Here is a 25,987-nt window from a genome sequence, read left to right as displayed (position 1 = left end):
CGCACGGTGCCGGGTTGCCTGGGCCGCTCCGTGGAAACACCCTGACCAAGAACGTGTACGTGGTCCCCTTCCGCCGCCTGTCACAGGAGTACCGGTGAACGTCTCCCTCAGCGTGTGGCTGCTGACCGTCGCGGCCCTGTGCGTCCTCGTCGCCGCCGACTTCTTCATCGGCCGCAAGCCGCACGACGTGTCGATCAGGGAGGCCGGGATCTGGACGGCCGTCTGGGTGGTCCTGGCCTGTCTGTTCGGCGTGGGGCTGCTGGTGTTCGCGGGCGCCGGCCCCGGGGGTGAGTTCTTCGCCGGTTACATCACCGAGAAGTCGCTCAGCGTCGACAACCTCTTCGTCTTCGTCCTGATCATGGCCAAGTTCGCGGTGCCCACGCAGTACCAGCAGCGCGTACTGATGGTCGGCGTCATCGTCGCCCTGGTGCTGCGCGCAGCGTTCATCGCGGCCGGCGCGGCGATCATCTCCGCCTTCTCCTGGGTCTTCTACATCTTCGGCGCCTTCCTGATCTGGACCGCCTGGAAGCTCATCCAGGACGCCCGCAAGGGAGGGCACGACGAGGAGTACGAGGAGAACAAGCTGCTGAAGTCGATCGAACACCGTTTCGGTGTCGCCGACCGCTATCACGGCACCAAGCTGTGGATCGAGGAGAACGGCAAGCGGGTGATGACCCCGATGCTGGTCGTGATGCTCGCGATCGGCTCCACCGACGTCCTGTTCGCCCTGGACTCCATCCCCGCCATCTACGGCCTGACCCAGGACCCGTACATCGTGTTCACGGCCAACGCGTTCGCTCTGATGGGCCTGCGCCAGCTGTACTTCCTCATCGGCGGTCTGCTGAAGAAGCTGGTGCACCTCTCGTACGGCCTGTCGGTCATCCTGGGCTTCATCGGCGTCAAACTGATCCTGCACGCCCTGCACGAGTCCGGGGTGCACGTCCCCGAGATCGGCATCCCCTTCTCGCTCGGCTTCATCGTGATCGTCCTCGCGGTCACCACGGCGACGAGCCTGTGGGCCGCGAGGAGACAGGACCAGGGGCGGGACGTGTGACGAAGGCCCGAAGGCCTACTGGATGGTCCAGCCCACGCTGCCGACCCCCGAGCTGTAGATCGCGCAGACGCCCGAGGACTCGCCGTACTGCCCCGGCGCCAGCGTCACCCACTGTCCCGAGACGTCCGGCGCCCAGCCGCAGACGACCTCGGCGCGGAAGGTGACGGTGCGGTCGGTGTTGTTGCTGCAGCCGGCGATGCCGTGGTCCGGGTTGTTGTTGTGGACCCAGCCGTCGCAGTCGACGCCGGCCGCCGCCGGTGCCGACGGGGCGGCCTGCGCCGGAACCGCGAACCCGGCGGCGGTCAGGGCCAGGGCCGAGACCGTGGCCGCCAGCCCGGCCGTGACGACGTTCTTCCCGCGGTGCATAAGTACCCCCATGAGGTCGCGCTTCCTTCGGTTGCGCGACCAGTCAAGGAGATGACGGCTCCCGCGTGAACCTCGGACATGTGAGGGTCGCTCCTGCTCGCTGCCTGCCCGGGTGGGCCGGTGCCTCAGCAGCCCGCCCGGGGAGGGCCTGCCGCGCGAGACGACGCGGGTGCCGTGCTCGTCGACGACGCGGGCCTGGAGCGAACCGCAGGCGCACCGGGTCCACAGGGTGCCGCCCGCCGCGGTCGGGTGCGCGGACACCACCTGGAAGGGCTCGGCACCGTCGGGCCACCCGCAGTGCGGGCAGGCGACACCGGTCGTGCTGGACATGGCGACTCCTCGTTCGTCGGTCGGCGGGTGTGCGACCCTCGCTCCACAGACAGGGTGCGGTCACGGGTCCGTTCACGTCCAGGTTGACTTTACGGACTTCACCGTGAAGCGTGCACTTCATGATTGACCTGCGCAGGTTGCACGTCCTCCGGGCCGTCTCCCACTACGGCACAGTCACCGCGGCGGCCCGCGCCCTGCACTTCACCCCGTCCGCCGCCTCCCAGCAGATCCGCCAGCTCGCCCGCGACCTGGGCGTCGACCTGCTGGAGCCGCAGGGCCGCGGGGTCCGGCTGACCCCGGCCGCGGAGAGTCTGCTGGCGCACGCCGACGCCATCGAGGCCCGCTGGGACGAGGCCGAACTCGACCTGCGGGCGGAGGAGGGGGCGCCGGCCGGGCCGCTGCGGGTGACGGGGTTCCCGGTGGCCGTCTCCGTGCTGCTGGCACCGATGGCCGCGCGGCTGCGGGAACGGCATCCACGGCTGTCGGTCCGGATCCGGGAGGTCGAGGTGGCGGAGAGCTTCGACCTGCTCTTCGAGGGTGAGGCCGATCTGGCGGTGGTGGAGGCGACCCCGTCCAACCCGCCGTCGGCCGACGCGCGTTTCGACCAGCGGCCGCTTCTCGACGACCCGTTCGACCTGGTCGTCCCCGAGGGCCACCCGCTGGCCGGACGGGAAGGGGTCGATCTCGCTCTCGCGGCCGACGAGCCGTGGATCGCCCCCGTGCCGCAGAGCCCCTGCCGCCCGCACGTGATGTCGGCGTGCGGTGCCGCCGGTTTCACCCCCGACGTGGTCCATCACGCGCTCGACTGGAACGTCGTCGCCCACCTGGTCGCCCACGGGCTCGGTGTCGCGCTGATACCCCGGCTCGCCCAGCTGGCCCCGCAGCTGCCGATCGTCCGGGTGCCCTGCGTCAACCGGCCGCACCGCAAGCTGCTGACCTGCACACGGAGCGGCGGTCACCGGCGTCCGGCGGTGGCGGCCGCACTGGAGGAACTGCACACCCTCGCCGCGACCGCGGTGGCCTGACGCGCAGCGGTACAGACGCCGGTACGCACGCCGGGACCGGAGCTCGGCGGAGCCCCGGTCCCGTATGCGTCCTGCGTGCCGGTCAGGCGGCGACGGCCTCGTCCGCGTGGCCGTGCAGCCGGGCGACGACCTCGGTCAGCTGGGCGGCGACCTCGGCGTCGTCGGCCGGGTGGGTCTCGGCGAAACGGGTCACCGAACCGGGGATGGACAGCTTGATGTCCTCGATCACCTTGCCGCCGGCGATGCCCACGGCCTTGCGGGTGTCGTCCTGCGCCCACACGCCGCCGTACTGGCCGAAGGCGGTGCCGACGACGGCGGCGGGCTTGCCGGAGAGGGCGCCGGCGCCGTACGGACGGGACAGCCAGTCGATGGCGTTCTTCAGGACGGCCGGGATGGTGCCGTTGTACTCGGGCGAGAAGTACAGGAAGGCGTCGGCGGCCTGGGCGGCCTCGCGCAGCTTGGCGGCGGCGGCCGGGACGCTCCCCTCGACGTCGATGTCCTCGTTGTAGAAGGGGATCTCGGCCAGCCCCTCGAACAGCTGCACCTCGGCGCCCTCCGGCGCGAACTTGGCGGCCGCCTCGGCGAGCTGGCGGTTGTGCGAACCGGCGCGAAGGCTGCCGACGAGCGCAAGGATGCGGACAGACATGAGTACTCCCACTGACGGAGCAGAGGCTGCGGGAACAGACGCTGCTGAAACACTGCCGTAAAGGATCCGGACCGAGGTCCGTTTAATTTCTAACATCCCAAACGGACCGCGGTCCAGTTTTCTTCCCGATGCTTTACGCTGGCTTCATGTCCGCCGCCCTGCCACCCTTCCCGAAACCCCAGGAGACCGCCGGTCCCCCTGAGTTGCTGCAAGTCGGCACGGGGACCGAGGAGGACGAGCCCTGCCTGCGCGCCGACGCCGCGCGCAACCGGGCCCGGCTGCTGGAGGCCGCCGCCCGGCTGGTCGCCGAGCACGGCGCGGCCGGCGTCACGATGGAGGCGGTGGCCGCGGCGGCCTCGGTGGGCAAGGGCACGGTCTTCCGCCGCTTCGGCGACCGCACCGGCCTGCTCATGGCGCTCCTCGACCACTCCGAGAAGAAGTTCCAGGCCGCACTCCTCGGCGGCCCGCCGCCCCTGGGACCCGGGGCGCCGCCCGTCGAGCGGCTGCGCGCCTTCGGCTGCGCGATGCTGCGCCGCTCCATCGACGAGATGGACCTGCAACTGGCCGCGGAGCCGAGCGCGGAGCGCCGTTACACCTCCGCACCGCGCCGCTTCCTGCGCGGCCACGTCGCCCTGCTGCTGCGGCAGGCGGTCCCGGACGGGGACAGCGAACTCCTCTCCCACACGCTGCTGGCGTACCTCGACGCCGCCCTCGTCCACCACCTCACCGAACAGTGCGGGGTGCCCCCGACGCGGCTGCAGGCGGGCTGGCTCGATCTGGTCGCGCGGGTGACCCGCACCGAGCACCCGGCCTGACCCCGCGACCGTCGCGCCCACGAGGTGGGATTTCGTCCGATCCGGACGGCGTCGCCCCGCCCGTCGCCCCGTACCCGGCTTCTGCCAAGATGCCGTACGTCATGGTGCAGATACCGAAACAGCCCGCCCCCGAGTCCCTCGCACCGCGCTCCGTCCCCACGAGCGCCGATGTGGCCCGCCTGGCCGGCGTCTCGCGCGCGACCGTCTCCTATGTTCTCAACAACACCAGCGCCGTCCGGATCAGCGAACCCACCCGCCGCCGCGTCCACGAGGCCGCCCGGGATCTCGGGTACGTCCCGCACGCCGCGGCCCGCTCCCTGCGCGCCGGACACAGCCGTACGGTGCTGATGCCCGCGCCGTCCTTCCCCTCCGGACCGCTCTACAGCCGGTTCCTCAGCGAACTCCAGGGGGCCCTCGGCCGCCTCGACTACACCGTCGTGCAGTACGGCACCGTCGGCCTGTACGACGACGAGGCCGCCCGGGCGTGGGCGGAACTGCGCCCGGTCGCCGTCCTGGTACCCGGCTCCGGCCTCGGCCCGCGCGGCGTGGAGGTCCTCAAACGCTCCGGCGCCCGCGCGGTCGTCACCCTCGGCCCCGAGGCCGTCGAGGGAGCACACGCCCTGCTCATGGACCACGAGACCGTCGGCCACACCGCGGCCCGCCACCTCTACGACCGCGGACGCCGCGGGATCGGCGTCGTCGTGCCCGCCGAGGACGGGCTTGAGGTCTTCTCGGCACCGCGACTGGCCGGCGCCCGCCGCGCCGTGCGCGACACCGACGCCACCGTCACCGAACTGCCCCTCGCCTACGAGGAACGGGACGCCGCCCGGCTGGCCGCCCGCTGGCGCTCCCTCGGCCTGGACGCCGTGTTCGCGTACAACGACGAGTACGCGATGCTGCTGATGCGGGCCATGCAGGACGAGGGCCTCGGCATCCCGGCCGACGCGGCCGTGATCGGCGCCGACGACCTGATGCTCGGCCGCCTGCTGCGGCCCCGGCTGAGCACCGTCCACCTGGAGCTGCCCTCCGGCCGCGACCTGGCCGCCCTGGTCGACCGCGCGGTCCACGACCCCACCGCCGCGCCCGAGCGCCATGAGGTGCTGGGCGCGGCGGTGGTGCACCGCGAGTCGAGCTGACCGTCGGCCGGCTCCACTGCGCCGCTACTGGCCTGCGATTGACCTGCTATCGACCTTCTGCCGACCTGCTACTGGCCGTCCTGCCCGGCCTGGCCCTCGGCCTGCGCCTGCTGATCGGCGACCGCCTTGCGGACCTCGTCCATGTCCAGCTTGCGGGCCTGGCCGATGACGTCCGTCAGGGCCTCCTCGGGCAGCGCGCCCGGCTGCGCGAACACGGCCACCTGGTCACGGACGATCATCAGCGTCGGAATCGACTGGATACCGAAGGCCTGCGCCAGCTCGGGCTGCGCCTCGGTGTCCACCTTGCCGAACACGAGGTCGGGGTTGGCCTCGGCCGCCTTCTCGTAGACCGGGGCGAACTGCTTGCACGGACCGCACCACGACGCCCAGAAGTCGATCAGGACGAATTCGTTGTCCGTGACCGTCTGGTCGAAGTTCTCCTTGGTGAGCTCCACGGTGCTGGTCATGGGGGATCCCTCTTCCTGCGTTCGGGGCGTGAACCGTCGGCACAACACTGCCGACCTGGTGGGTATTCCGCGCACGTACCCATGTGGCCACGTCGCACACCACCCACCAGACTGACCCCATGACGCAATCGGATTCCATCGCGTACGACGTCGTCGTGATCGGCGCGGGCCCCGTGGGGGAGAACGTCGCCGACCGTACCCGTGCGGCCGGACTGTCCACCGCGATCGTGGAGAGCGAACTGGTCGGCGGCGAATGCTCCTATTGGGCGTGCATGCCCAGCAAGGCCCTGCTGCGCCCCGTCCTCGCCCGCGCGGACGCCCGCCGCCTGCCCGGTCTGAGCCGGTCGGTGCGAGACCCCCTCGACACGGCGGCGGTTCTCGCCCGCCGCGACGAGTACACCTCGCACTGGAAGGACGACGGCCAGGTCCAGTGGGTGGAGGGCATCGGGGCCGACCTGTACCGAGGTCAGGGGCGGCTCGCCGGGCCGCGCACGGTCGAGGTGGCCGCGCCCGACGGCACCCGCCGGGTACTGACCGCCCGGCACGCCGTCGCCGTCTGCACCGGCAGCGGCGCCGCCCTGCCGGGTCTGCCCGGACTCGCCGAGGTACGCCCCTGGACCAGCCGCGAGGCCACCAGCGCCAAGAGCGCGCCCGGCCGGCTCATCGTGGTCGGCGGCGGGGTCGTCGCCGTCGAGATGGCAACCGCCTGGCAGGCCCTCGGCTCCCGGGTGACCCTCCTGGTACGCGGCAACGACGGCCTGCTCGCCCGCATGGAGCCGTTCGCCGGCGAACTGGTCGCCGAGGCGCTCACCGAGGCCGGCGTCGACATCCGCACCGGCACCTCCGTCGAGTCCGTCAAGCGCGAGGGCGGCACCGTCGTCGCCGTCACCGACACCGGCGACCGCGTCGAGGCCGACGAGATCCTCTTCGCCACCGGCCGCTTCCCCCGCACCGACGACATCGGCCTGGACACCGTAGGACTGGAACCGGGCTCCTGGCTCCCCGTCGACGACAGCCTCCGAGTCGAGGGCCAGGACTGGCTCTACGCCGTCGGCGACGTCAACCACCGTGCCCTGCTCACCCATCAGGGCAAGTACCAGGCCCGCATCGCGGGCGCCGCCATCGCCGCCCGCGCCTCCGGCGTACCGGACCTGGACTCCGGCCCGTGGGGCGCGCACGCCGCGACCGCCGACCACGACGCCGTCCCCCAGGTGGTGTTCACCGACCCCGAGGCGGCCTCCGTCGGCCTGACCCTGGCCGAGGCCGAGCAGGCCGGCCACCGTGTCCGCGCCGTCGACGTCGACCTCGCCACGGTGGCCGGCGCGAGCCTGTACGGCGACGGCTACAAGGGCCGGGCCCGCATGGTCGTCGACCTGGAGGACGAGATCGTGCGTGGCGTCACCTTCGTCGGCCCCGGCGTCGGCGAGATGATCCACTCCGCGACCGTCGCCGTCGCCGGACGAGTGCCGATCAGCCGCCTGTGGCACGCGGTCCCGTCGTACCCGACGATCAGCGAGGTATGGCTGCGGCTGCTGGAGACATACCGCGACAACTGACCGGCTCCCGCCACCGCCCCAGCGGCACCACCGCCCAAGCCCGCAGCCTGTTGTTGCCGTGTTGCTGCTGCTCTGCTGCCGTCGTCGCCGCCGCCGCAGCTGCCGTCGCCGTCGCCGCAGCTGCCGTCGCCGCAGCTGCCGTCGCCGTCGCCGCAGCTGCGGGCAGTCGTGCCGCTGGGGCGGCACGGGTGGGCGCAGCGGCACCCCGCAACGCCGGGCCGCGCACTCCCCGGCGCCCACACCCCCCAGCGGCCCATCAGCCCGCCGGCTCACCTACCCGGCTGCCCCCGCAGATCCCGCAGCGCCAGAAGGCAGCCCAAACCCCAACCCCACCGCAGCCCGCTCCGGAGTCACCTGCCCCCACAACTCCACCATCGCCCGATTCGACGCCAGCGACCGCAACTCAGCCCGGTCCAGGTACAACACACCGTCCAGATGATCCGTCTCGTGCTGCACGATCCGCGCGGGCCACCCCGCGAACACCTCGTCCACGGCCCGCCCGTGCTCGTCCCGCGCCACCAACCGCACCTCGGCATGCCGAGCCACCACCGCCTGCCACCCCGGCACACTCAGGCAGCCCTCGAAGAACGCGGCGCGCCCGCCGCCCACGGCCTCGTACGACGGATTCACCAGCACCCGGAACGGCTGCGGCACCCGCCCGCGCGCCACCCGCACCTCGTCCGGCACCGGCGCCGGATCCTCGATCACCGCGATCCTGAGTCCCACCCCCACCTGCGGCGCGGCCAGGCCGACACCCGGCGCCGCGCGCATGGTGAGGCGCAGCGCCTCGACGAACCGCGCCAGCAGCGCCGGCTCCAACTGCCCGTCGAAGGGCTCGGCGACGCGCCGCAGCACCGGATCGCCGGCCTCGACGATCGGCAACGGTCCATCGGTGGCGAGCAGTTCCTCGACCCGCTCGGCAAGGGGGGCGCGATCACTCGGAGTTCCCATCGCGCCAGGATGCCACGGCGTACGGCATCCACCCGCCGACCATGACGGTGTGACGCAGGCCACGTTCGGGGCCGGGAACCCGGCGCGCTCCCGCCCCGACCACTGGGACCACCCCGTCCCCACGACGTCCCCGGAGCGCCCACCGATGACCACCACGTCCCCGACCCCCACGGACGAGGCCGCCAAACCGCCGACCCCGCCGCCTCCGCCCGGCAGATGGTCCACCCTCCGCCCGCTCGTCCTGCGCCTGCACTTCTACGCCGGGCTGTTCGTGGCCCCCTTCCTCCTGGTGGCGGCGGCGACCGGCTTCCTCTACGCCGCCTCGTTCCAGGCCGAGAAGCTGGTCTACGCACACGAGTTGACCGTCCCCGACGTGGGCGACCGCAAGCTGCCGGTCTCCGAGCAGGTCGCCGCCGCCCGGCAGGCCCACCCCGAGGGCACGGTGTCGGCCGTACGCCCCTCACCCGAGGCCGACGCCACCACCAGGGTGCTGCTGTCCGGCGTCGAGGGCGTCGACCCGGACCACACGCTCGCGGTCTTCGTCGACCCGTACACCGCGAAGGTGCGCGGCGCCCTCGAACAGTACGGCTCGACCGGCGCGCTGCCGCTGCGCACCTGGATCGACGAGTTCCACCGGGACCTGCACCTGGGTGAGACCGGCCGTCTGTACAGCGAGTTCGCCGCGAGCTGGCTGTGGGTGATCGCGGGCGGCGGCCTGGTGCTGTGGTTCTCCCGCCGCCGGGCCCGGCGCAAGCTGCGCGGCACCAGCGGCCGGCGCCGCACCCTGGGCCTGCACGGCACGGTCGGCGCGTGGGCGGCGGCCGGATTCGTCTTCCTCTCGGCGACCGGCCTGACCTGGTCGACCTACGCCGGGGCGAACATCGAGGACCTGCGCGTCTCGCTCGGCCAGACCACCCCGTCCGTGTCGGCGTCGGCAGCCGGGGGAGGGGAGCACGCGGGCCACGGTGCGGCATCGGGCGCGGGCGGGGACGCCGCGCACGGGGTCGGCCTCGACAAGGTCCTGTCCGCCGCGCGCGCCGAGGGCCTGGGCGACCCCGTGGAGATCGTCCCGCCCGCCGACGCGTCCTCCGCCTACGTCGTCAAGCAGGTGCAGCGCAGCTGGCCCGAGAAGCAGGACTCGGTCGCAGTCGACCCGGCGACCGGCGAGGTCACCGACGTACTCCGCTTCGCCGACTATCCGGTGCTCGCCAAGCTCAGCCGCTGGGGCATCGACCTGCACACCGGCAGCCTGTTCGGCCTGCCCAACCAGATCGCCCTGATGCTGCTGGCCGCTTCCCTCGTCCTGCTCATCATCTGGGGCTACCGCATGTGGTGGCAGCGCGGCCGGGGCTCCGCGTTCGGCCGCCCGATCCCGCGCGGGGCGTGGCAGCAGGTGCCGCCGTTGCTCCTCGTCCCGCTGCTCGCGGCGGTCGCCGTCCTCGGCTACTTCGTGCCGCTGCTCGGCATCCCGCTGGCCGCGTTCGTCGCGGCCGACGTCGTACTCGGCGAGATCGCCCACCGGCGGGGGCGGCGGACGCACACGGGTCCCGCGACGCCGAAACGCTGACTCGCGGCGGCGGGGCGGTGGATCACGGCGGCGAGGGGTGACTCACGGCGGCGAGGCGGTAGGCCGGCACCGCACCCTCACCGCCTCACCGCCTCACCATGACGCCTCCCCGCCGTGACGCCGACGTTCAGCGGTCGGCGAAGTCGCCCGCCAGCGCGGAGGCGATCCGCAGCTGCGCGTCGGCCTCGTCCTGGCGCCCCTGCCGTTCGAGGGTGCGTCCCAGCATCAGCCGGGCGTACTGCTCGACGGGATCGCGCTCGACGACGATCCGCAGCTCGTCCTCCGCCCGCCGCAGTTGGGCGGAGTGGTAGTAGGCGCGCGCCAGCAGCAGCCGCGGTCCGGTCCGCTCGGGCACCTCCTCGACCAGACCGCTCAGGACGCGTGCCGCGGCGGCGTAGTCCTTGGCGTCGAAGAACATCGTCGCGCGCTCCCAGCGCTCCGCCTGCGTTCCGTGGTCGTAGTACGTCGTGTCCACTCGTGACCTCCTTCGGTGTGCTGCAACCACGCCACCTGGTTGAACATTCCACCATCGGTGGGGCGGCGTAGTGGGAGGGGCGTATCCGCCCGTCACGGTGACGGCCGGAGTACGGTCTGACGCGAAGGCCCGTCCGGCGCTAGTTTGGGCGGCATGAGCAATCTTGATCGCGAGGCGGTTCCCAGCCTGTGCGGCGGCCGCGGCTTCGTGGTGGCGGAGCCCGTGCGGGAACTCCTCAGCCCTCGCCACGTCAAGCTCGGCGAGTCCACCGAGGTCCGCCGACTCCTGCCCAACCTGGGCCGGCGCATGGTCGGCGCCTGGTGTTTCGTCGATCACTACGGTCCCGACGACATCGCCGACGAGCCCGGCATGCAGGTGCCGCCGCATCCGCACATGGGCCTGCAGACGGTGAGCTGGCTGCACGAGGGCGAGGTACTGCACCGCGACTCCACCGGCAGCCTCCAGACCATCCGCCCGCGCGAGCTGGGCCTGATGACCTCGGGCCGCGCGATCAGCCACTCCGAGGAGAGCCCGCGGTCGCACGCCCGCTTCCTGCACGGCGCGCAACTGTGGGTCGCCCTTCCGGACGCCCACCGCCACACCGACCCGCGCTTCGAGTTCCACGCCGACCTGCCCGTCGTCACCGCCCCCGGCCTGACGGCCACCCTGCTCCTCGGCTCCCTCGACGGCACCTCCTCGCCGGGAACGACGTACACCCCCATCGTCGGCGCCGACCTGACCCTCACCGGCGGCACGGACGTACGTCTACCGCTGGAACGGGACTTCGAGTACGCCGTCCTGTCCATGGCCGGCGAGGCCCACGTCGACGGCGTGCCGCTGGTGCCGGGCTCGATGCTCTACCTCGGCTGCGGCCGCGACGAACTACCCCTGCGCGCCGACTCGGACGCGAGCCTGATGCTCCTGGGCGGCGAGCCGTTCGAGGAGGAGCTGATCATGTTCTGGAACTGGATCGGGCGCTCCCAGGAGGAGATCGTGCAGGCCCGCCGGGACTGGATGGAAGGGACCCGGTTCGGCGAGGTGAAGGGCTACGACGGCGCCCCGCTGCCTGCACCTTCACTGCCCGCTGTGCCGCTGAAGCCTCGTGGAAGAGCTCGTTGACATCCGTATGCCGGACGATTCCGAAGTCAGCTGTCGGTGGTGTCGCTTGTCTCTCTAGCGCTCAGCGTGGGCGCTCGGCCCAGTCGGCGGGTCCTGTTGGTTTGCCGCAGCGACGCGCACGAGGGCTGTTGCCGCCACGTCGATGTCTCCTTCAGTGGTCCAGCGCCCCAGACTGAGCCGCAGGGCGCCGAGGGCCCGCTCGGTGGATACACCCATCGCGGTCAGGACGGGGGAAGGGGTGTGGGTACCGGTGTGGCAGGCGGAGCCGGTCGAGGCAGCGATCTCGGGGGCGGAAGCGAGGAGTTCATGCCCGAGTGCGCCGTCGACGCTGATGTTGAGCGTGTTCGGCAGACGCCCTCGCTCGGGTCCGTTGAGGTGGACGCGCCCGGGCAGCGCGGCTGTCAGGCGCTGGTGGAGGTCGTCGCGCAGTGCCGCGATCCGGTCGGCGGTGCGCTCGGCGAGCTCCTCGCCGGCCAGCCGGGCCGCGGCACCGAGTGCCACCGCAAGAGCGACATTCTCGGTGCCGGCGCGCAGTCCATGCTCCTGGCCGCCGCCGTAGACCACCGGCTCGAGGTGCACACCGTCGCGTACGTAGAGGGCAGCCGCACCCCTCGGGGCGTACATCTTGTGCCCGACCACGGTGAGCAGATCCACGTCCGAAGCGCCGACATCGACCCGGATCTTGCCGACGGCCTGGGCGGCGTCACAATGGAAGAGCGCCCCGTGCTCATGGGCCAAGGCGGCCAGCTCGGTGACCGGCTGGAGCGCACCGGTCTCGTTGTTGGCGGCCATCACCGATACAAGGACCGTTTCCTTCGTGAAGGCGCCGGCCAGCGTGGCCGGATCGACCAGCCCGTCGCCGTCGACGGGCAGCACGGTGACCCGCACCCCGTGCAACCGTTGGAGCGCGCGGCAGGTCTCCAGCACGGCTGGATGTTCCGTGCCCTGTGTGATGACATGCGGGCGAGGTCTGCCCGAGCCCAGCGCCACGCCACGCAGTGCGAGCAGGTCGGCCTCGGAGCCGGAGGCGGTGAAGACCATCTCCTGGGGACGGGCACCGATCAGTGCGGCGACCTCCGCCCGCGCATCGGCCAAGGCTGCCCCAGGCTCGGCGCCGTACGGGTGGCTGCTGGCGGGGTTGCCGAAGAACTCCGTCAGGTGCGGGGACATCACCTCAACCACCCGGGGATCGATGGGTGTTGTGGCGTTGTAGTCCAGATAGACCGGCCCATTGGCCAGGCCGGGGTGCCGAGGCTTCGATCGAGGAGTCATAGTGTCCGACATGATACCTTCCATATATCCATGGAATAGTGAAGGGAGCGGTCTGGATGAGCCGGACCACCCCTCGGACGGAGGACTGTCATGGGCTTCGCCGATGACCACCTGATACCGCTCATCGACGAGGGGCTCGGCAACAGCGCCTACCTCGTCGACCTGGGTGACGGCCGCGCACTGGCTGTGGACGCGGCCCGAGACCTGCGCGCCCTGAGTGCGGCCGCCGAGCGGCGCGGCCTCTCAGTCGCCTACGCGGCGGACACGCACCTGCACGCCGACTTCCTCTCGGGCGCCGTCCAACTCGGTCATGACCACGGCGCCACTGTGCTGGCGTCCGCCGCGGGACGGCGCGCGTTCCCTCACACGCCCCTCACAGACGGCGACGAGGTGGATCTGGGCGGCCTCACCCTGCGCGCCCTGGCCACTCCCGGGCACACCGACGAACACCTCGCCTTCCTTCTCCTGGACGGCAACCGCGAACTGGGCGTGTTCACCGGCGGCTCCCTGATCGTGGGCTCCGCCGCCCGCACCGATCTCCTGGGCGCGGACCGCGCGGAAGAGCTCACGCGTGCCCAGTACCGCTCGCTGCGCAGGCTGACGAGTCTGCCGGATGACACAGCGGTGTGGCCCACCCATGGCGCCGGGTCGTTCTGTTCAGCGCCGCCCGGAGCGGAGCGCACCACGACGATCGGCGCCGAGAGGCGGGCCAACCCGCTCCTGGCCGCCTCGAACGAGGACGCCTTCGTACGTCGGCTGCTCGCAGGTCTCGGTTCCTACCCCTCCTACTTCGACCGACTCTCCGAGGCCAACCGGCGCGGCCCCGCCGTCCTGACCCACGCGCCGGAGCTGCCCCCGCTTGACCCCGCGCGGGTGGGGGCGCTGCTCGCCGACGGTGGCCTGGTCGTGGACGTCCGGCCCGCAGCCGACTACGCCGCCGGCCATGCCCCCGGCTCCCTGTCCATCCCTCTGCGCGCCCAGTTCGCCACCTGGCTCGGCTGGCTCCTGCCGCAGGACGCGCCTCTCGCCTTCGTCGCCCGCGACGACCAGGACCTCGCCGAGGTCGTCTGGCAGTCGTACAAGATCGGCTATGAGCGGCTGGCCGGCCACCTGGCCGGCGGTATGGCGGCCTGGCTCGCTGCCGGAAACCCGCAGCTGGCCACGGACTTCCTCACCGCCGACCGGACCGGGGACCGACCCTACGTCGACGTCCGGCAGGCGGCCGAGTACAACGCCGGGCATGTCCTCGGCGCTGTCCACATCGAGCTCGGCGACCTCGCCGCACGGATCGCCGAAGCGCCCAGGGGCGCGGTGCTGGCCTGTGGCCACGGCGAGCGCGCGATGACCGCAGCCAGCCTGCTCGAGCGCGCGGGCCGTCGCGACTTCGCCGTGCTGAGGGGCGCGCCGGAGGACTACGCCGTGGCACATGGGCAGCGGCTCGCCCAGGGCGACGCCGAGTGAAAGAGACGGTGAGCCCTGCGACGAGACAGCCCGCGGAGGGCCCGATGCACAACCCGATCGATGGTGACACGGCGGCGCCCTTGCCACCGGTCAGGCTGGGACTTAGGGAGAATTTGGGTCAGTTCACCCTGCTCGTTGTCGTCAACGTGTGCGTGGGCGCACTGGTGGGCCTCGAGCGCACCACCGTTCCGCTCATCGGCACGGACGTCTTCGGACTGACGAGCGATTTGGCGGTCTTCTCGTTCATCATCGCGTTTGGCGTCACCAAGGCCCTGACCAACCTCGCCGTCGGCCCCCTCACCGCCCGGTTCAGCCGTCGGCAGCTGCTTCTGGCCGGCTGGCTGATCGGGATCCCGGTGCCCTTCGCGCTGGCGTGGGCGCCGTCCTGGGGCTGGATCGTCGCTGCCAACGTGTTGCTCGGCCTCAACCAGGGCTTGACCTGGTCGATGACCGTCAACATGAAGATCGACCTGGTCGGACCGGAGCGCCGGGGGCTGGCGACGGGGCTGAACGAGGCCGCAGGGTACACGGCCGTCGGCGCCACTGCCCTGCTCACTGGCTATCTCGCGACCGAATACGGTCTGCGTCCCGCCCCTGAGCTCATCGGTGTCGTCTTCGTTGCCGCCGGACTCGTCCTGTCTCTGGCGGTACGGGACACCGCGGCGCACGTCGCCCTCGAACTCGCCCAACACCGCAAGCCCTTGCCGTCCGGTCAGCACACGAGCATGGCCGCCACCTTCGCCCGTACGTCCTGGCGCGACCGTTCTCTGCGCGGCGCCAGCCAGGCGGGACTGGTCAACAACCTCAACGACGGCCTCACGTGGGGCGTGTTCCCGCTGCTGTTCACCGAGCACGGCCTGGGACTGGCCGCTGTCGGTCTCATCAAGGGCCTCTACCCGATCCTTTGGGGCATCGGACAGATTCCCACCGGGCATCTCGCCGACCGGGTCGGCCGCAAACCGCTGATCGTGTACGGCATGCTCGTCCAGGCCGCCGGATTCCTCCTCGCCCTGGCCCTGCTGGACCGGCCTTTGCTCGCCGGGCTTCTTTCCGCGGTGGCCCTGGGCATCGGCACCGCGATGGTCTACCCGGCCCTGATCGCCTCCGTCTCCGACCACGCCCACCCGGCCTGGCGGGTGGGCGCGCTCGGCACGTACCGCTTCTGGCGGGACACTGGCTACGCGGTGGGCGCGCTGGTGGCCGGGATCCTCGCCGACACCCTCGGCCTGAACGCAACAGTGATCGCCGCAGCCGTCCTCACCGCTGCCTCGGGCCTGATGGCCGCGCGCTGGATCACCGAGCATCCTGCTCGGTGAGTGGCTCCCGTTGGAGTCGGTGGAGCGGAAATGACCAAGAAAAGGGTGGCACCGAAGGAAGGGCTTCTCCTATCATTATCCATGAATAATTGGAGGAAGTGATGGTGGATGCTGCTCTCAAGTCCGCTCTCTTCGACACGCTGGCAATGGCGGGCCGAGCGCTGGCCAATGGCAAGCGGCTGGAGCTGTTGCAGCTCCTTGCCCAGGGGGAGCGGAGTGTCGAGATCCTCGCCGCGGCAGCGGGGCTGAACCTGACCACGGCATCGGCGCACCTGCAGACGCTGAAGCAGACGGGCCTGGTCACCACGCGCCGCGACGGTGTGCGCATCTGCTATCGCCTCGCCGGTGAGGACGTCGCACGGCTCTGCGTGATGCTGCAGCAGGTCGCGCAGCGTCACCTGGCCGAGGTCGGTGTCGCGAGGGAGGCCTACCTGGGTGCCGACGACACCGTCCAGCTCACGCGCGACGAACTCCTGGAACGGGTGGCCCAGGGCAGGGCGGTCGTCCTGGACGTCCGGCCCCTCGAAGAATATCTGGCGGGCCACATCCCAGGCGCCCTCTCGATTCCGCTGGCGGAACTCGAGGCCCGGCTCGAGGAGTTGTCGAACCCTGTCGAGGTCGTCGCCTACTGCCGTGGCGCCAACTGCGTGCTGTCCAGAGAGGCGGCCAGGCTGCTCTCCGCCCGAGGGCGCAGGACCGTTCGCCTGGCGGACGGGATGTTGGAGTGGCGGCTCGCAGGGCTGCCGGTGGAAAGCCCGGGCGCGGGCGGCTAGCGGCCGCACGGTCCGGAACGGGGAGAAGGGGTGTGCGAGGTTGGCCCTTTGGGTGACGGGACCCCCTTCACAGGGCGGACTCGCTCTGGTAGAGGACCGTCAAGAGATGTTACCGTAATCCTAGGAATACTTGGGGAGTGGATATGGGTAACTCGCAGCTCAAGACGGAGCTGTACGAGCAGTTCGCGCGGATCGGGAAGGCCTTCGGCAGCGGCAAGCGCCTGGAGCTGCTCGATCTGATCGCCCAGGGCGAGCGGACCGTGGAGTCGCTCGCCAAGGCGGCTGAGCTGGGTCTCACCACTGCCTCGGCTCATCTGCAGGCGCTCAAGCGTGCCGGCGTCGTCACGACACGCAAAGAGGGCACGCGGGTCTACTACCGGCTTGCCGGTGATGACGTGGCCGCCCTCTATGTGCTGATCCGCAACGTCGCGCAGAACCACATTGCCGACACCGAGCGGGTGCGCGCCGCATACCTGGGTGAGGAGACCGAGGCCATCGGCAGGGAGGAACTCCTGGCCAGGGCCAAGGAAGGCAATGTGATAGTGCTGGACGTGCGGTCCCACGAGGAGTACCTGTCCGGGCACATCCCCGGTGCGCTCAGCATTCCCCTGGAGGAGTTGGGTGAACGGCTCACCGCCCTGCCGTCGGACCGGGACATCGTGGCGTACTGCCGCGGCAGCTACTGCGTGCTCGCCCACGAGGCCGTTCGCCTGCTCAGGGGGCAGGGCCGCTCGGCCGTGCGCCTCGAGGACGGCATGCTGGAGTGGCGTGTCGACGGTCTGCCGGTGACCGCGGAGAAGGTTTGAGCGCGCCGCCGAGTTCCCTCGGGAACATCTGCGGGACTCGGCCGCCGAGCCGAGCCGACCAGGCGGTGGGCTGCGGGCCCTTCACACATACTGCAGGGCCCCGTTTGGACGTTCCAGGCGCCGGACGGGCCGGGACGTGCCTCCCAGGCAGGGAGACAGCGATGCCTCCTGCGCCGCATGACGGACCAGCCGCGAGACGCCTTCGCCGTCGAAGCGCCCCGTGGGCCCCGATACGGAGACGGCCGCAACGACGGATCGGTCGGCGTCGAGGATCGGTGCTGCCACCTCCGTCATCCCGGTCAGGAACTGGTTCGCCGTGTGCGCCACCCCGAGGCGGTGCACTCCTTCCAGCTCCCGCGCCAGTAGCACAGGCGACACCACGGTCTCCGCTGTGTAGGAGCGCAGTCCGCCCCGCAGAGCGCGCAGGCGTGCGTATTGGCCGGCATGGGCCAGCAGCACTCGTCCCAGCGCGGTGCAGTGGGCGGGGACGAGTGAGCCGGCCTCGGCGAAGGTTCTGGCGGCGGTTCTGCCGTGCAGGTTCTCCACGATGAGAACTCTCCCCCCGCTCCAGACGCCGAGGTGGACCGTGAGATGTGTGGCCTCGTAGAGGTCCAGCAGATACGGCAGCACACAGTTCCTCAATTGCGAGGGTGATCTGCCGTCGTAGGTGTCGGCCAGCAGCCGGATACGTGCCCCCAGCAAGTAGCCGGTCTCTTGACGCTCGACCATGCCGATGGTTTCCAGGACCTGCAGGATCCTGTGGGTCGTCGACTTGGGCAGGCGGCACCTCCGGGCGAGCTCGGTGACGCCGAGAGCCGTGCGCCCCGGCGGAAAGGCCTCCAGCACCAGCGCCGCCTTCTCGACCGCACCCGAGGGGATGCCCTCGGAAGCTCCGTTGCGCACGGGATTCATGACACCGGCCTCCTTCCGCCGCCGTTGAGGAGTGTGATGTCAGCAGTCCCGGTTGATGACGGCGTCGGCGAAGAAGGTGAGCCGCTCGCGGCTCGGTGAGGGAGGCAGGGTCAGCACGGCGTTCTTGGCCGTCTCCGCGTAGGTGCGGGCCATATGGGTGGCAGCGGTGATCGCCCCGGTGTTCCGGGCGATCCGCGTGACCACCCTCAGAGCCTGCTCGGCGTCCGAGGACCGGAACAGCGCATCCGTCAACTGCCGCCTCTGGTCCGGTGTGCCGGCCTCATGGGCGAGGATCACCGGCAGCGTGACACGGCCGTTCTGCACGTCGCTGATGTCGGGTTTGCCGGTCACCTCGCTGTTGCTGAGGTAGGCCAGCAGGTCGTCGTGGATCTGGAAGGCCGTACCGATTGTCTCGCCGTACAGGCGCAGCGCCGCCACCTGCTCCGACGATCCCCCGCCAAGGATGGCGCCGCTCTCGCAGGCTCCTCGGAAGAACGCGGCGGTCTTCAGTATGGCGACCTGGATGTAGGTGGCCGCGTCGAACCGTCGGCTGGCGGTGAGCTCCGCTTCCAGGCTCTGACCCCGGCACAGGTCCAGGCCGGCGTGTGCGACGGCCCCCAGCGCCCTGGCGACGCGACTGTCGGGGACACCGGTTCGCCGGCACTCGGCGAGCGAGGCGAACAGGTCGAAGATCAGGGCGTCGCCGGCGACTATGGCGTCGTTTATCCCGTACTTGCTCTGTACCGACGGCCGTCCGCGCCGCAGGTCGTCCTGATCGATGATGTCGTCGTGGATGAGGCTGGCGACGTGCCCGCACTCCGCCCCCGCGGCCGCGGGAAGCACCGCCACGGGATCGCCGCCGACTGCCTGGGCCGAGTCCAGCAGCAGGATGGGCCGGAACAACTTGCCCGCCGGCACCAGCGAGTAGTAGCAGATTGCGTCGAGCGCGCCCGCTCCGCCGGCCCACCGCCTCTCCAGCTCGTCTGCCACGAGCTGCCCGAGAGGTTCGACGCCGTCACGCTGTATAAGGCTGTCCTGGACAGGCATGCTGCCACCTCGCTTCCTGGTACGTTCCGCCGCTTGTCCATTAATCCATAAGTTTCTGTATCTATGGATTAACTGTTATCATACAGACCGCACCATGAAGTGCAAGAGGATTGCCAAACACGCTCGACATCAGGGAGTCGATGTGAAGGTCTGGGAATGCCAGGTCTGTGGCTTTATTTATGACGAGGCCAAGGGGTGGCCCGAAGAAGGATTTCCGCCGGGCACCCAATGGGCGGATATACCCGATGACTGGGCGTGTCCTGAGTGCGGTGCCGCAAAGGCGACTTTCGAGATGGTCGAGATCACTCCGCGTTGACGGAGTATATCGCCATCCCGTCCGGGCGGCGTCGGAGTGAATTCCGGCGCCGCCCGGACTTCGAGCGACGCCGGAACTGTCGCGTCCGGCCGGAACGGGGAAATCAGGCCGACGCGACGGCCGTCCCCAGGACGTGCTGGGAGGCCGGCATGGGGACGGAGGTCTCGGGGAAGCGGAAGCGCTCGCACTGTTCGATACGGAACCCCGCCCGGGTGATCGCCGAGAGGGTGTCCCGTCCGCTGTGACATCCGCCGCACAGGGCCGGGCCGACGGTGGCGTCGAGCATACGTTGGGCCCTGCGCAGGCCCGGGGACTCGGCTCGGACGTGCTCGAAGAAGCGCAGCTGACCGCCCGGCCGCAGGACGCGCATGATCTCGTTCAGCGCCTCAGTCTGCTCCGGCACGGAGCACAGGACGAGCGAGACGACGGCCGCGTCGAAATGGGCATCCGGAAACGGCAGGCGATCGGCTGCCGCGTCAACCACCTCGGTCGGAATTTTCGCGCCTTCAGCGGCGCTTTTCGCACGCTTTCGGAGATGAGATTCCGGTTCTACGGCGGAAAGGTGAGTCACATCGGCCGGATAGAAAGGGAAGCTGGCGCCGTCGCCCGCTCCGATTTCGATCACTCTGCCGGTCAGTCCGGCAAGCATTCGCTCCCGATGGATGGAGATACCGGCCTTTTCCATGGCCCGGTTCATCCGAGGATAGAGGCGTCCAAAGATCGGACGGCTTGTCGTCATGGCCCCCCGCTTCCTCGCCGGCACCCCGCAGGATGTCGTAGCTACTTCATCATGAAGCATATACACGATCCTCCCGGGATGCCAGCCGTGGACGAGGGTGTCGTCAGGCGAACGAGTGGGTGACCGTCACCGCGCCGGGTGTGCCCGCTGCCGCGCGGCCCACCACGGCGGCTGGCAGGCCCTGGCTCTTCAGTGTGTCGAGCAGCCTGGTGTCGTCTTCCGGTACGGCGAGGAGGAGGCCGCCGGAGGTCTGCGCGTCGAACAGGAGGGTCGACAGTTCCTCGGGCACGGAGCTGTCGACGGTGACTACGTCCTTCAGCCGGTCCATGTTGGCCCGTGTGCCGCCGGACACGAACCCCTCACCCACGAGATCGGCCGCGTGGGGCAGCAGGGGGACCGCCGCCGCGTCGATCGAGGCGGCGAGTCCGCTGGCCCGCAGCATGCGGTGCAAGTGCCCCAGCAGACTGAAACCGGTGACATCGGTCGCCGCTCGGACGCCCGCCTCCAGGGCGGCCTCGCTCCCGCCGGCGTTCAGCTGTGTCATCGATTCCACGGCGGCCTGGATGGTCGCCTCGTCGGCGGCGCCCTTCTTGAGCGCGGTCGAGATGACACCGGTGCCGATTGCCTTGGTGAGAATCAGCTGGTTGCCCGGGATCACCTTGTCGATCGCGAACAGACGGTCCGGATGGGCGATTCCGACAACGGCCATGCCGTACTTGGGGATGGGGTCGTCGACGGTGTGACCACCCACGACCGCGCACTGCGCCGAGGCGGCGATGTCGGCCCCACCGCGCAGCACATCGCCCAGCATCTCGATGGGCAGGTCGCTGCCCGGCCAGGCGGCCAGATTGACGGCGATGAGCGGCTTGCCGCCCATCGCGTAGACGTCCGACAGGGCGTTGGCCGCGGCGATCCGGCCCCAGTCCCTGGGGTCGTCGACGATGGGGGTGAAGAAGTCCGTGGTGAGTACGATCGCCCGCTCCTCGTCGAGGCGCAGGACGGCGGCGTCGTCACCCTCGAGGGCCCCGATGAGCAGGTCCCCGGAGGCGGGCTGAAGCCCGGCAGTCAAGGAGGAGAAGAGGGCCTCGAGCTTGCTCATGGGCAGCTTGCATGCGCACCCGGCGCCGGGGGAGAGCGAGGTGAGGCGGGGCAGTTGGGGCGAGGGAGGGGTGGTCATCAATGCTCCAAATGTCTTTGGAATTGCGTGACTTGATGACGCTAGCAGTTTGTCCGGTGTCGGCGAAAGGGTGCACGCCGGTTGTGCGCCGTTCTGTGAGGGAGGTGCACGCAAGACAAAGGCCTGCCCGGCAGGGGCGGGGGTAGCTCTGCCGGGCAGGCTGATCAGGAGGTGGTATGGAGTCCGCAGGTTGCTGGAGTGAGTGGTCGGTGATCTTGCCGAGCCGTGGTGCGGAGGTCGGGTCAGGTCACGTCGCGCCGCTTGGTGAGGAACACACCGAAGGCCGCGAGAGCCGCCGCGTAGAGGGCGAGGACGATGCCTCCCTGCCAGGGCTCCAGAAGGTCGACGTCCCATTGGTGGACTTGGGCGAGAGCACGTTCCGCGACTCCTGGGAAGTACGTCGCGACCCCGCTCAGCGGCTCGAGTCGGGCCAGGAGTCCCTCGATGAGAAGGGTGTACAGCAGGAGGGCCACGACGGCGGCGACCTGCTCCCGGATCAGGGCGCCCAGGGCCACGCCCAGCACGGCGTAGAGCATGACGGCAATGACGACTCCGAGGAAAGCCCCGGGGATTCCGCTGCCGGTGAGTGAGACGTCGATGTCCTTGTTCGACAGCCAGGGGACGGCGATCGCTGCCGCCAAGGCGAAGTTGACCGCGCCGTAGACGACGCCGACCAGTGGGTACGTGATCATCTTGGCGAGGAGCACCCGGTCTCGCCGGGGTGTGGCGAGGAAGGTCGAGGTCGCGGTCTTGTGGCGGTACTCCCCGGACATGCCGATCGCGGCCAGTACGGCGATCAGTGGTGCGGCACCCATGACCGACGCGGCCAGTACGGTGCGCTGTCCCGCGGCTGTGTCGAGTGCCGGCTGCACATTGCCCGCCTCGTCGCCGTATTCGATGGCGATGTAGACGAACACCCATGTCAGCCACATCGAGATGAGGAGTAGCCACAGCCACAGCCGTGTCGTGAACATCTTCTGGAATTCTGCGGCGATCAGCCGACGCATGCGGGCTCACATCCTTGAAGGCAGGGCAGGCTGCTGGTTCACACAGATCGTGAGCATAGAACATCGTGAACTCATTGCATAGTGTTGCTCCGGCTCTAGCTCTCGATGACGCCGGCGATGACGCCTCGAATGGCCTGATCGATGCGCCGGGCCGCCGCCTCGGCGTCCGGCCTGCCCGCGTCGAGCCAGCACAGAACGGCCTCGATGGCCACGGTGGGCACGAGTTGTGACGCCCACTTCGCCCAGGTCGGATCAGGAACGACAGCGGCGAGGTAGTGTGCCGCGGCGGCCTCGGCGTCGGCGCTGAAGCGGTCCATCTGGTCGCGGAACTCCGCCTCCCTGGCCGCGTACCTGAAGAGGAGTCGGAAACCCTCGGGGTCCTCGTCGGCGGCGCGGAGGAGAGCCGGGATGCTGTCATCGCCGAAACCGCCGCTCCCTACAGCGTCCGACAGCCGGGCGAAAGCTCGGTCGAGCACGGCGCGGTAGAGGTCGCTCTTCGAATCGAAGTGCCGGTAGAGCAGTACGCGCGTGATGCCCGCCTCTGCGGCGATGGCGTCGAGGCCCGTGTCCGCGTAGCCGGCGCGGGAGAAGGTGCGAGTGGCCGCGGCGAGGATCTGCTCCCGGCGTTCGGGGCGGCGCAGCCGACGCTCCCCTCCCGAACGGCCTTGGGGTGCAGGCGCCTGATTGCTCGTCATCGACACGGTGTTCCTCGGAAGGGCGTTGTCTACTTCGGAGTGTTAACTCTAGGATATACAAACCGAAGTTGCACTGTTGCGGGAGGAACCATGAGCAGTTCCGCCGAGTTGCCTCGGCTGCCCTTCGCCCGCCCCGACGGCCTGTCCATACCGCCGCGCGTGCATGAGCTCCGCGAGGACGGTCCCCTGCACCGAGTGCTCACCCCCGCAGGTGACGAGGCCTGGTTCGCCGTAGGGCACGACGTTGTCAAGCAGCTCTTCGCCGACAAGCGGTTGGGACGGGCCCACCCGAGCCCCGAGGAGGCCGCTCGCGTCAGTGACTCAGCCTGGCTGGGAGGGCCCGCCGGCAACTACGAAACGGAGGAGTCGGACCACACGCGGATGCGCGATCTGCTGCAGCCGTACTTCTCGCCCAGGCGGATGCGAACCCTGCGCCCCCGTATCGAGGTCCTCGTCGACGATCTCCTGGACGAGATGGAGGTCATCGGCCAGCCCGCCGACCTCCATGAGCTCGTGGCCTTTCCGCTGCCCGCGTTGGTGATCTGCGAGATGCTGGGCGTCCCCGCCGAGGACCGCTCCCTCATCCGTGAGTGGTCCGACGGCATCTCCGACATGGCCGACCAGCAGCGATCCAGCGCGTCGTTGGCCGCGCTGTACGACTACATGAGTCGACTGACCAGCAAGAAGCGGGAGAGCGACGATCCCGGCGACGACCTGATCGCCGTACTGTGCGCCGCCGAAGGCGGCACCCTGGACGACGACTACATCACCTACCTGGCCATGATGACGGTCTTCGCCGGTCACGAGACCACCGTAACCAGCATCGATCTCGGAGTACTGCTGCTGCTGACCAACCCGGCCCAGCACCAGGCCCTCCTCGACGACATCGATCTCGTGCCGAGCGCCGTCGATGAGATCCTCCGGGCGTCCGCCCACGCCGAGGCCTGGGCTCTGCGGTACGCCCGGGAGGACATCGACATCGCGGGCCTGACCATCCGCGCCGGCGACTGTGTGCTCCTCGAACGTCCGGGCGCCGATCGGGACGAGAGTGTCCACGCGCGCCCGGACGAGTTCGACATCCGGCGCAGCCCCAACCCACACCTGGCCTTCGGCTACGGACCCCGCTACTGCATGGGGGCGCCGCTGGCCCGCCTCGAACTCGAGGTGCTGTTCGCCCGGCTCGTCCCCCGCTTCCCCCGCCTGCGTCCCGCCGTGCCGGTCGAGGAGATGACGATCCGCCGAGGGCTGCTCACGGCCGGGTTCCATGAGGTCCCGGTGAACTGGTAGCCCGCTCGAGAACCGCCCTCACGGCTCCATCACGTACTCAGGGGAGGAATGCATGACCACCGACGAGTTGCCCGAGCTGCCATTCGCCTGTCCGCACGCACTCACCGTTCCACCACGCTACGCGGAGCTGCGCGAGCAGGCTCCTCTTCACCGTGTCATCACTCCCGCCGGAGACGAGGCGTGGCTCGCGCTGGGGCACAAGGTGGTGAAGCAGCTGATGGCCGACCGGAGGCTGGGCTACAGCCATCCGGACCCGGACAACGCACCGAGGGCCAGTGACTCCGTCTGGTTCGGCGGACCCTCGGGGGTGTACGAGACGGAGGAGGCCGATCACGCCAAGCAGCGTCGACTGATCCAGCCGTATTTCTCACCGAAGCGCATGCGAACGCTGCGGCCGCGACTGGAGGAACTCACCGATCGGCTGCTCGACCAGTTGGAGGCCTCGCCGCAGCCGGCGGATCTGCACGCGATCGTCTCCTTCCCGCTGCCGGCGTTGATGATCTGCGAACTGCTCGGTGTGCCCACCGAGGACCACCAGCTGATCCGCAGGGTCTCGCTCGGCATCTCCGACATGACCGACGGCGAGCACTCCCAGGCCTCCCTGGGGGAGCTGTACGCCTACATGAGCGAGCTGACCAGGAAGAAGCGCAAGGAGCCCGGCGAGGACCTGACGTCCACGCTCTGCCTGGCGGAGGGAGGGACGCTCGACGACGAGTACATCACCCGCCAGGCGATGATGATGGTGTTCGCCGGCCACGAGGCCACGATTCCGATGATCGACATCGGCGTGCTGATGCTTCTCGCCCATCCCGAGGCGCATCACGAGCTGCTCGACGACATGACCCTGCTGCCGTCGGCCCTGGACGAGATCCTGCGCATCGCGCCGCACTCCGAGGGCTGGGCCCCTCGGTACGCCAAGCAGGACCTCGACATAGGCGGGGTGCGTGTCAAGGCCGGTGAACTGGTGCTTCTCGACCGCCCCAGCGCCGACCACGACGGTGAGGTCCACCCTGATCCGGAGACGTTCGACATCCGGCGCTCGCCCAACCCGCACATCGCCTTCGGTCAGGGTGACCACTACTGCATGGGGGCGCCGCTGGCCCGGCTCCAGCTGGAGATCCTCTTCTCGCGGCTGTTGCCGCGGTTCCCCGGGTTGCGTCCCGCCCTGCCGATCGAGGAGATGCCCGCCCGCAAGGGCAAGCTGACGGCCGGATTCGAGCAGGTACTGGTGACCTGGTAGCCGTTGTACACGACGGACGGGGCCGGCCGGCCACCACTTCGCGTGGTGGCCGGCCGGCCCCGTTTTCGCTGAGCGGCGTCAGCGCAGGAACTCTTCCAGCGCATCCACCAGATCGGCGTTGTGCTGGACGTCGACGATCCGCTTCACCGGCTCTCCGTCGACGAAGACCAAGAGGGTCGGCAGCTTCATGATGTCGAAACGCCGCGCGAGGCCGGGCGCGTCATCGAGACGGACCGCGCCCACGCGCAGCGTTCCGGTGTGCTCCTGGGCGAGCTCCTCCAGCAGCGGGAACAGGGCCTTGCACGAGGAGCAGTCCTCGGCCCAGAAGTCGACGAGGACCGGTTGAAGTGCGCTGCCGACATGTTGGTCGAAGTCCGCCTCGGTCAGCGTCTGGACATGCTGAACCATCACGCCTCATTTCTCTCCACGAAT

General features: G+C 70.0%; 26 protein-coding genes and 1 pseudogene. 14 read left to right on the top strand and 13 right to left on the bottom strand.

Annotated features, from left to right (window positions below; translation table 11 throughout):
- The first annotated feature begins 94 nt into the window (after positions 1–94).
- Positions 95–1,054: a TerC family protein gene (locus RI578_RS04160; protein ID WP_310869776.1), complete on the top strand. Its 960-nt coding sequence runs from the start codon at positions 95–97 to the stop codon at positions 1,052–1,054.
- 498 nt (positions 1,055–1,552) lie between these two features.
- Here the strand turns inward: RI578_RS04160 and RI578_RS04155 are convergent.
- Positions 1,553–1,750: pseudogene (locus tag RI578_RS04155) on the bottom strand (hypothetical protein); the annotation flags it as partial.
- A gap of 119 nt (positions 1,751–1,869) precedes the next feature.
- On the opposite strand from RI578_RS04155, the gene RI578_RS04150 reads away from it, so the two are divergent.
- The gene (locus RI578_RS04150) at positions 1,870–2,775 is read left to right on the top strand and encodes a LysR family transcriptional regulator (RefSeq protein ID WP_310869775.1); all 906 of its coding nucleotides are present in this window, start codon (positions 1,870–1,872) and stop codon (positions 2,773–2,775) included.
- 82 nt (positions 2,776–2,857) lie between these two features.
- On the opposite strand, the gene RI578_RS04145 is transcribed toward RI578_RS04150, so the two are convergent.
- Positions 2,858–3,421: an NAD(P)H-dependent oxidoreductase gene (locus tag RI578_RS04145; protein ID WP_310869774.1), complete on the bottom strand. Its 564-nt coding sequence runs from the start codon at positions 3,419–3,421 to the stop codon at positions 2,858–2,860.
- 146 nt (positions 3,422–3,567) lie between these two features.
- Here RI578_RS04145 and RI578_RS04140 point away from each other — a divergent pair, with 146 nt between their 5' ends.
- Both RI578_RS04140 and RI578_RS04135 read left to right on the top strand, forming a co-directional pair.
- On the top strand, positions 3,568–4,236 hold the full coding sequence (locus RI578_RS04140; protein ID WP_310869773.1) for a helix-turn-helix domain-containing protein: 669 nt from the start codon (positions 3,568–3,570) through the stop codon (positions 4,234–4,236).
- Between the two features lie 101 nt (positions 4,237–4,337).
- Positions 4,338–5,372, top strand: coding sequence for a LacI family DNA-binding transcriptional regulator (locus RI578_RS04135; RefSeq protein WP_310869772.1), 1,035 nt, complete (start codon positions 4,338–4,340; stop codon positions 5,370–5,372).
- A gap of 68 nt (positions 5,373–5,440) precedes the next feature.
- On the opposite strand, the gene trxA is transcribed toward RI578_RS04135, so the two are convergent.
- Complete coding sequence (trxA, locus tag RI578_RS04130) at positions 5,441–5,839, bottom strand: thioredoxin (RefSeq protein ID WP_055421102.1); 399 nt, start codon at positions 5,837–5,839, stop codon at positions 5,441–5,443.
- Between the two features lie 119 nt (positions 5,840–5,958).
- On the opposite strand from trxA, the gene RI578_RS04125 reads away from it, so the two are divergent.
- Positions 5,959–7,395, top strand: a complete 1,437-nt coding sequence (locus RI578_RS04125; protein WP_310869771.1) for an NAD(P)/FAD-dependent oxidoreductase — start codon at positions 5,959–5,961, stop codon at positions 7,393–7,395.
- Between the two features lie 273 nt (positions 7,396–7,668).
- On the opposite strand, the gene RI578_RS04120 is transcribed toward RI578_RS04125, so the two are convergent.
- Positions 7,669–8,346, bottom strand: coding sequence for a peptide deformylase (locus tag RI578_RS04120; RefSeq protein ID WP_310869770.1), 678 nt, complete (start codon positions 8,344–8,346; stop codon positions 7,669–7,671).
- Positions 8,347–8,491: 145 nt separating this feature from the next.
- Here RI578_RS04120 and RI578_RS04115 point away from each other — a divergent pair, with 145 nt between their 5' ends.
- The gene (locus tag RI578_RS04115) at positions 8,492–9,913 is read left to right on the top strand and encodes a PepSY-associated TM helix domain-containing protein (protein ID WP_310875657.1); all 1,422 of its coding nucleotides are present in this window, start codon (positions 8,492–8,494) and stop codon (positions 9,911–9,913) included.
- Between the two features lie 127 nt (positions 9,914–10,040).
- Here RI578_RS04115 and RI578_RS04110 read toward each other — a convergent pair whose 3' ends face one another.
- On the bottom strand, positions 10,041–10,388 hold the full coding sequence (locus tag RI578_RS04110; RefSeq protein WP_310869769.1) for a tetratricopeptide repeat protein: 348 nt from the start codon (positions 10,386–10,388) through the stop codon (positions 10,041–10,043).
- Positions 10,389–10,541: 153 nt separating this feature from the next.
- Here RI578_RS04110 and RI578_RS04105 point away from each other — a divergent pair, with 153 nt between their 5' ends.
- The gene (locus RI578_RS04105; protein WP_310869768.1) at positions 10,542–11,507 is read left to right on the top strand and encodes a pirin family protein; all 966 of its coding nucleotides are present in this window, start codon (positions 10,542–10,544) and stop codon (positions 11,505–11,507) included.
- Between the two features lie 54 nt (positions 11,508–11,561).
- Here RI578_RS04105 and RI578_RS04100 read toward each other — a convergent pair whose 3' ends face one another.
- Complete coding sequence (locus RI578_RS04100) at positions 11,562–12,779, bottom strand: cysteine desulfurase family protein (RefSeq protein ID WP_310869767.1); 1,218 nt, start codon at positions 12,777–12,779, stop codon at positions 11,562–11,564.
- Between the two features lie 90 nt (positions 12,780–12,869).
- On the opposite strand from RI578_RS04100, the gene RI578_RS04095 reads away from it, so the two are divergent.
- The 4 genes from RI578_RS04095 to RI578_RS04080 all read left to right on the top strand — a co-directional run bounded on the left by RI578_RS04095 (position 12,870) and on the right by RI578_RS04080 (position 17,135).
- Positions 12,870–14,240 carry an MBL fold metallo-hydrolase gene (locus tag RI578_RS04095; protein WP_310869766.1) on the top strand — a complete coding sequence of 457 codons (1,371 nt, stop codon included), beginning with the start codon at positions 12,870–12,872 and terminating at the stop codon, positions 14,238–14,240.
- 113 nt (positions 14,241–14,353) lie between these two features.
- On the top strand, positions 14,354–15,556 hold the full coding sequence (locus RI578_RS04090; protein WP_310869765.1) for an MFS transporter: 1,203 nt from the start codon (positions 14,354–14,356) through the stop codon (positions 15,554–15,556).
- 98 nt (positions 15,557–15,654) lie between these two features.
- Complete coding sequence (locus RI578_RS04085; RefSeq protein WP_310875656.1) at positions 15,655–16,329, top strand: metalloregulator ArsR/SmtB family transcription factor; 675 nt, start codon at positions 15,655–15,657, stop codon at positions 16,327–16,329.
- Between the two features lie 143 nt (positions 16,330–16,472).
- Positions 16,473–17,135, top strand: coding sequence for a metalloregulator ArsR/SmtB family transcription factor (locus RI578_RS04080; RefSeq protein WP_310869764.1), 663 nt, complete (start codon positions 16,473–16,475; stop codon positions 17,133–17,135).
- Positions 17,136–17,216: 81 nt separating this feature from the next.
- Here RI578_RS04080 and RI578_RS04075 read toward each other — a convergent pair whose 3' ends face one another.
- Both RI578_RS04075 and RI578_RS04070 read right to left on the bottom strand, forming a co-directional pair.
- A complete protein-coding gene (locus RI578_RS04075; protein WP_310869763.1) occupies positions 17,217–18,047 on the bottom strand; it encodes an IclR family transcriptional regulator in 831 nt (276 codons plus the stop codon).
- Between the two features lie 39 nt (positions 18,048–18,086).
- Entirely contained in the window at positions 18,087–19,094 is a 1,008-nt protein-coding gene (locus RI578_RS04070; protein WP_310869762.1) for a polyprenyl synthetase family protein, read from the bottom strand.
- On the opposite strand from RI578_RS04070, the gene RI578_RS42680 reads away from it, so the two are divergent.
- Positions 19,093–19,410, top strand: coding sequence for a rubredoxin (locus tag RI578_RS42680; RefSeq protein WP_399059420.1), 318 nt, complete (start codon positions 19,093–19,095; stop codon positions 19,408–19,410). The genes RI578_RS04070 and RI578_RS42680 overlap by 2 nt on opposite strands.
- A 103-nt stretch (positions 19,411–19,513) precedes the next feature.
- Here the strand turns inward: RI578_RS42680 and RI578_RS04060 are convergent, their stop codons facing one another.
- The 4 genes from RI578_RS04060 to RI578_RS04045 all read right to left on the bottom strand — a co-directional run bounded on the left by RI578_RS04060 (position 19,514) and on the right by RI578_RS04045 (position 23,028).
- On the bottom strand, positions 19,514–20,149 hold the full coding sequence (locus RI578_RS04060; protein WP_310869760.1) for a methyltransferase domain-containing protein: 636 nt from the start codon (positions 20,147–20,149) through the stop codon (positions 19,514–19,516).
- Positions 20,150–20,252: 103 nt separating this feature from the next.
- Positions 20,253–21,326, bottom strand: a complete 1,074-nt coding sequence (gene selD, locus RI578_RS04055) for a selenide, water dikinase SelD (protein ID WP_310869759.1) — start codon at positions 21,324–21,326, stop codon at positions 20,253–20,255.
- A gap of 242 nt (positions 21,327–21,568) precedes the next feature.
- On the bottom strand, positions 21,569–22,333 hold the full coding sequence (locus RI578_RS04050; RefSeq protein ID WP_310869758.1) for an ABC transporter permease: 765 nt from the start codon (positions 22,331–22,333) through the stop codon (positions 21,569–21,571).
- 95 nt (positions 22,334–22,428) lie between these two features.
- Positions 22,429–23,028: a helix-turn-helix domain-containing protein gene (locus RI578_RS04045; protein ID WP_310869757.1), complete on the bottom strand. Its 600-nt coding sequence runs from the start codon at positions 23,026–23,028 to the stop codon at positions 22,429–22,431.
- A gap of 90 nt (positions 23,029–23,118) precedes the next feature.
- Here RI578_RS04045 and RI578_RS04040 point away from each other — a divergent pair, with 90 nt between their 5' ends.
- Both RI578_RS04040 and RI578_RS04035 read left to right on the top strand, forming a co-directional pair.
- Positions 23,119–24,315: a cytochrome P450 gene (locus RI578_RS04040; RefSeq protein WP_310869756.1), complete on the top strand. Its 1,197-nt coding sequence runs from the start codon at positions 23,119–23,121 to the stop codon at positions 24,313–24,315.
- Positions 24,316–24,367: 52 nt separating this feature from the next.
- Positions 24,368–25,555, top strand: coding sequence for a cytochrome P450 (locus RI578_RS04035; RefSeq protein ID WP_310869755.1), 1,188 nt, complete (start codon positions 24,368–24,370; stop codon positions 25,553–25,555).
- A 78-nt stretch (positions 25,556–25,633) separates the two neighbouring features.
- On the opposite strand, the gene RI578_RS04030 is transcribed toward RI578_RS04035, so the two are convergent.
- On the bottom strand, positions 25,634–25,963 hold the full coding sequence (locus RI578_RS04030; RefSeq protein ID WP_310869754.1) for a thioredoxin domain-containing protein: 330 nt from the start codon (positions 25,961–25,963) through the stop codon (positions 25,634–25,636).
- Positions 25,964–25,987: the final 24 nt, after the last annotated feature.

The organism is Streptomyces sp. BB1-1-1 (genome assembly GCF_031597775.1).
Classification (GTDB): domain Bacteria; phylum Actinomycetota; class Actinomycetes; order Streptomycetales; family Streptomycetaceae; genus Streptomyces; species Streptomyces thinghirensis.
The sequence above is the reverse complement of the archived record's forward strand: the minus strand, read 5'-3'. Positions and strand labels throughout refer to the sequence as shown.

Coding starts and splice junctions, on each gene's coding strand:
- RI578_RS04150 (WP_310869775.1), top strand. CDS start 1,870: ATGATTGACCTGCGCAGGTTGCACGTCCTCCGGGCCGTCTCCCACTAC.
- RI578_RS04145 (WP_310869774.1), bottom strand. CDS start 3,421: ATGTCTGTCCGCATCCTTGCGCTCGTCGGCAGCCTTCGCGCCGGTTCG.
- RI578_RS04140 (WP_310869773.1), top strand. CDS start 3,568: ATGTCCGCCGCCCTGCCACCCTTCCCGAAACCCCAGGAGACCGCCGGT.
- RI578_RS04135 (WP_310869772.1), top strand. CDS start 4,338: ATGGTGCAGATACCGAAACAGCCCGCCCCCGAGTCCCTCGCACCGCGC.
- trxA (WP_055421102.1), bottom strand. CDS start 5,839: ATGACCAGCACCGTGGAGCTCACCAAGGAGAACTTCGACCAGACGGTC.
- RI578_RS04125 (WP_310869771.1), top strand. CDS start 5,959: ATGACGCAATCGGATTCCATCGCGTACGACGTCGTCGTGATCGGCGCG.
- RI578_RS04120 (WP_310869770.1), bottom strand. CDS start 8,346: ATGGGAACTCCGAGTGATCGCGCCCCCCTTGCCGAGCGGGTCGAGGAA.
- RI578_RS04115 (WP_310875657.1), top strand. CDS start 8,492: ATGACCACCACGTCCCCGACCCCCACGGACGAGGCCGCCAAACCGCCG.
- RI578_RS04105 (WP_310869768.1), top strand. CDS start 10,542: ATGAGCAATCTTGATCGCGAGGCGGTTCCCAGCCTGTGCGGCGGCCGC.
- RI578_RS04100 (WP_310869767.1), bottom strand. CDS start 12,779: ATGACTCCTCGATCGAAGCCTCGGCACCCCGGCCTGGCCAATGGGCCG.
- RI578_RS04095 (WP_310869766.1), top strand. CDS start 12,870: ATGGGCTTCGCCGATGACCACCTGATACCGCTCATCGACGAGGGGCTC.
- RI578_RS04080 (WP_310869764.1), top strand. CDS start 16,473: ATGGGTAACTCGCAGCTCAAGACGGAGCTGTACGAGCAGTTCGCGCGG.
- RI578_RS04075 (WP_310869763.1), bottom strand. CDS start 18,047: ATGAATCCCGTGCGCAACGGAGCTTCCGAGGGCATCCCCTCGGGTGCG.
- RI578_RS42680 (WP_399059420.1), top strand. CDS start 19,093: ATGCTGCCACCTCGCTTCCTGGTACGTTCCGCCGCTTGTCCATTAATC.
- RI578_RS04070 (WP_310869762.1), bottom strand. CDS start 19,094: ATGCCTGTCCAGGACAGCCTTATACAGCGTGACGGCGTCGAACCTCTC.
- RI578_RS04060 (WP_310869760.1), bottom strand. CDS start 20,149: ATGACGACAAGCCGTCCGATCTTTGGACGCCTCTATCCTCGGATGAAC.
- selD (WP_310869759.1), bottom strand. CDS start 21,326: ATGACCACCCCTCCCTCGCCCCAACTGCCCCGCCTCACCTCGCTCTCC.
- RI578_RS04050 (WP_310869758.1), bottom strand. CDS start 22,333: ATGCGTCGGCTGATCGCCGCAGAATTCCAGAAGATGTTCACGACACGG.
- RI578_RS04045 (WP_310869757.1), bottom strand. CDS start 23,028: ATGACGAGCAATCAGGCGCCTGCACCCCAAGGCCGTTCGGGAGGGGAG.
- RI578_RS04040 (WP_310869756.1), top strand. CDS start 23,119: ATGAGCAGTTCCGCCGAGTTGCCTCGGCTGCCCTTCGCCCGCCCCGAC.
- RI578_RS04035 (WP_310869755.1), top strand. CDS start 24,368: ATGACCACCGACGAGTTGCCCGAGCTGCCATTCGCCTGTCCGCACGCA.
- RI578_RS04030 (WP_310869754.1), bottom strand. CDS start 25,963: ATGGTTCAGCATGTCCAGACGCTGACCGAGGCGGACTTCGACCAACAT.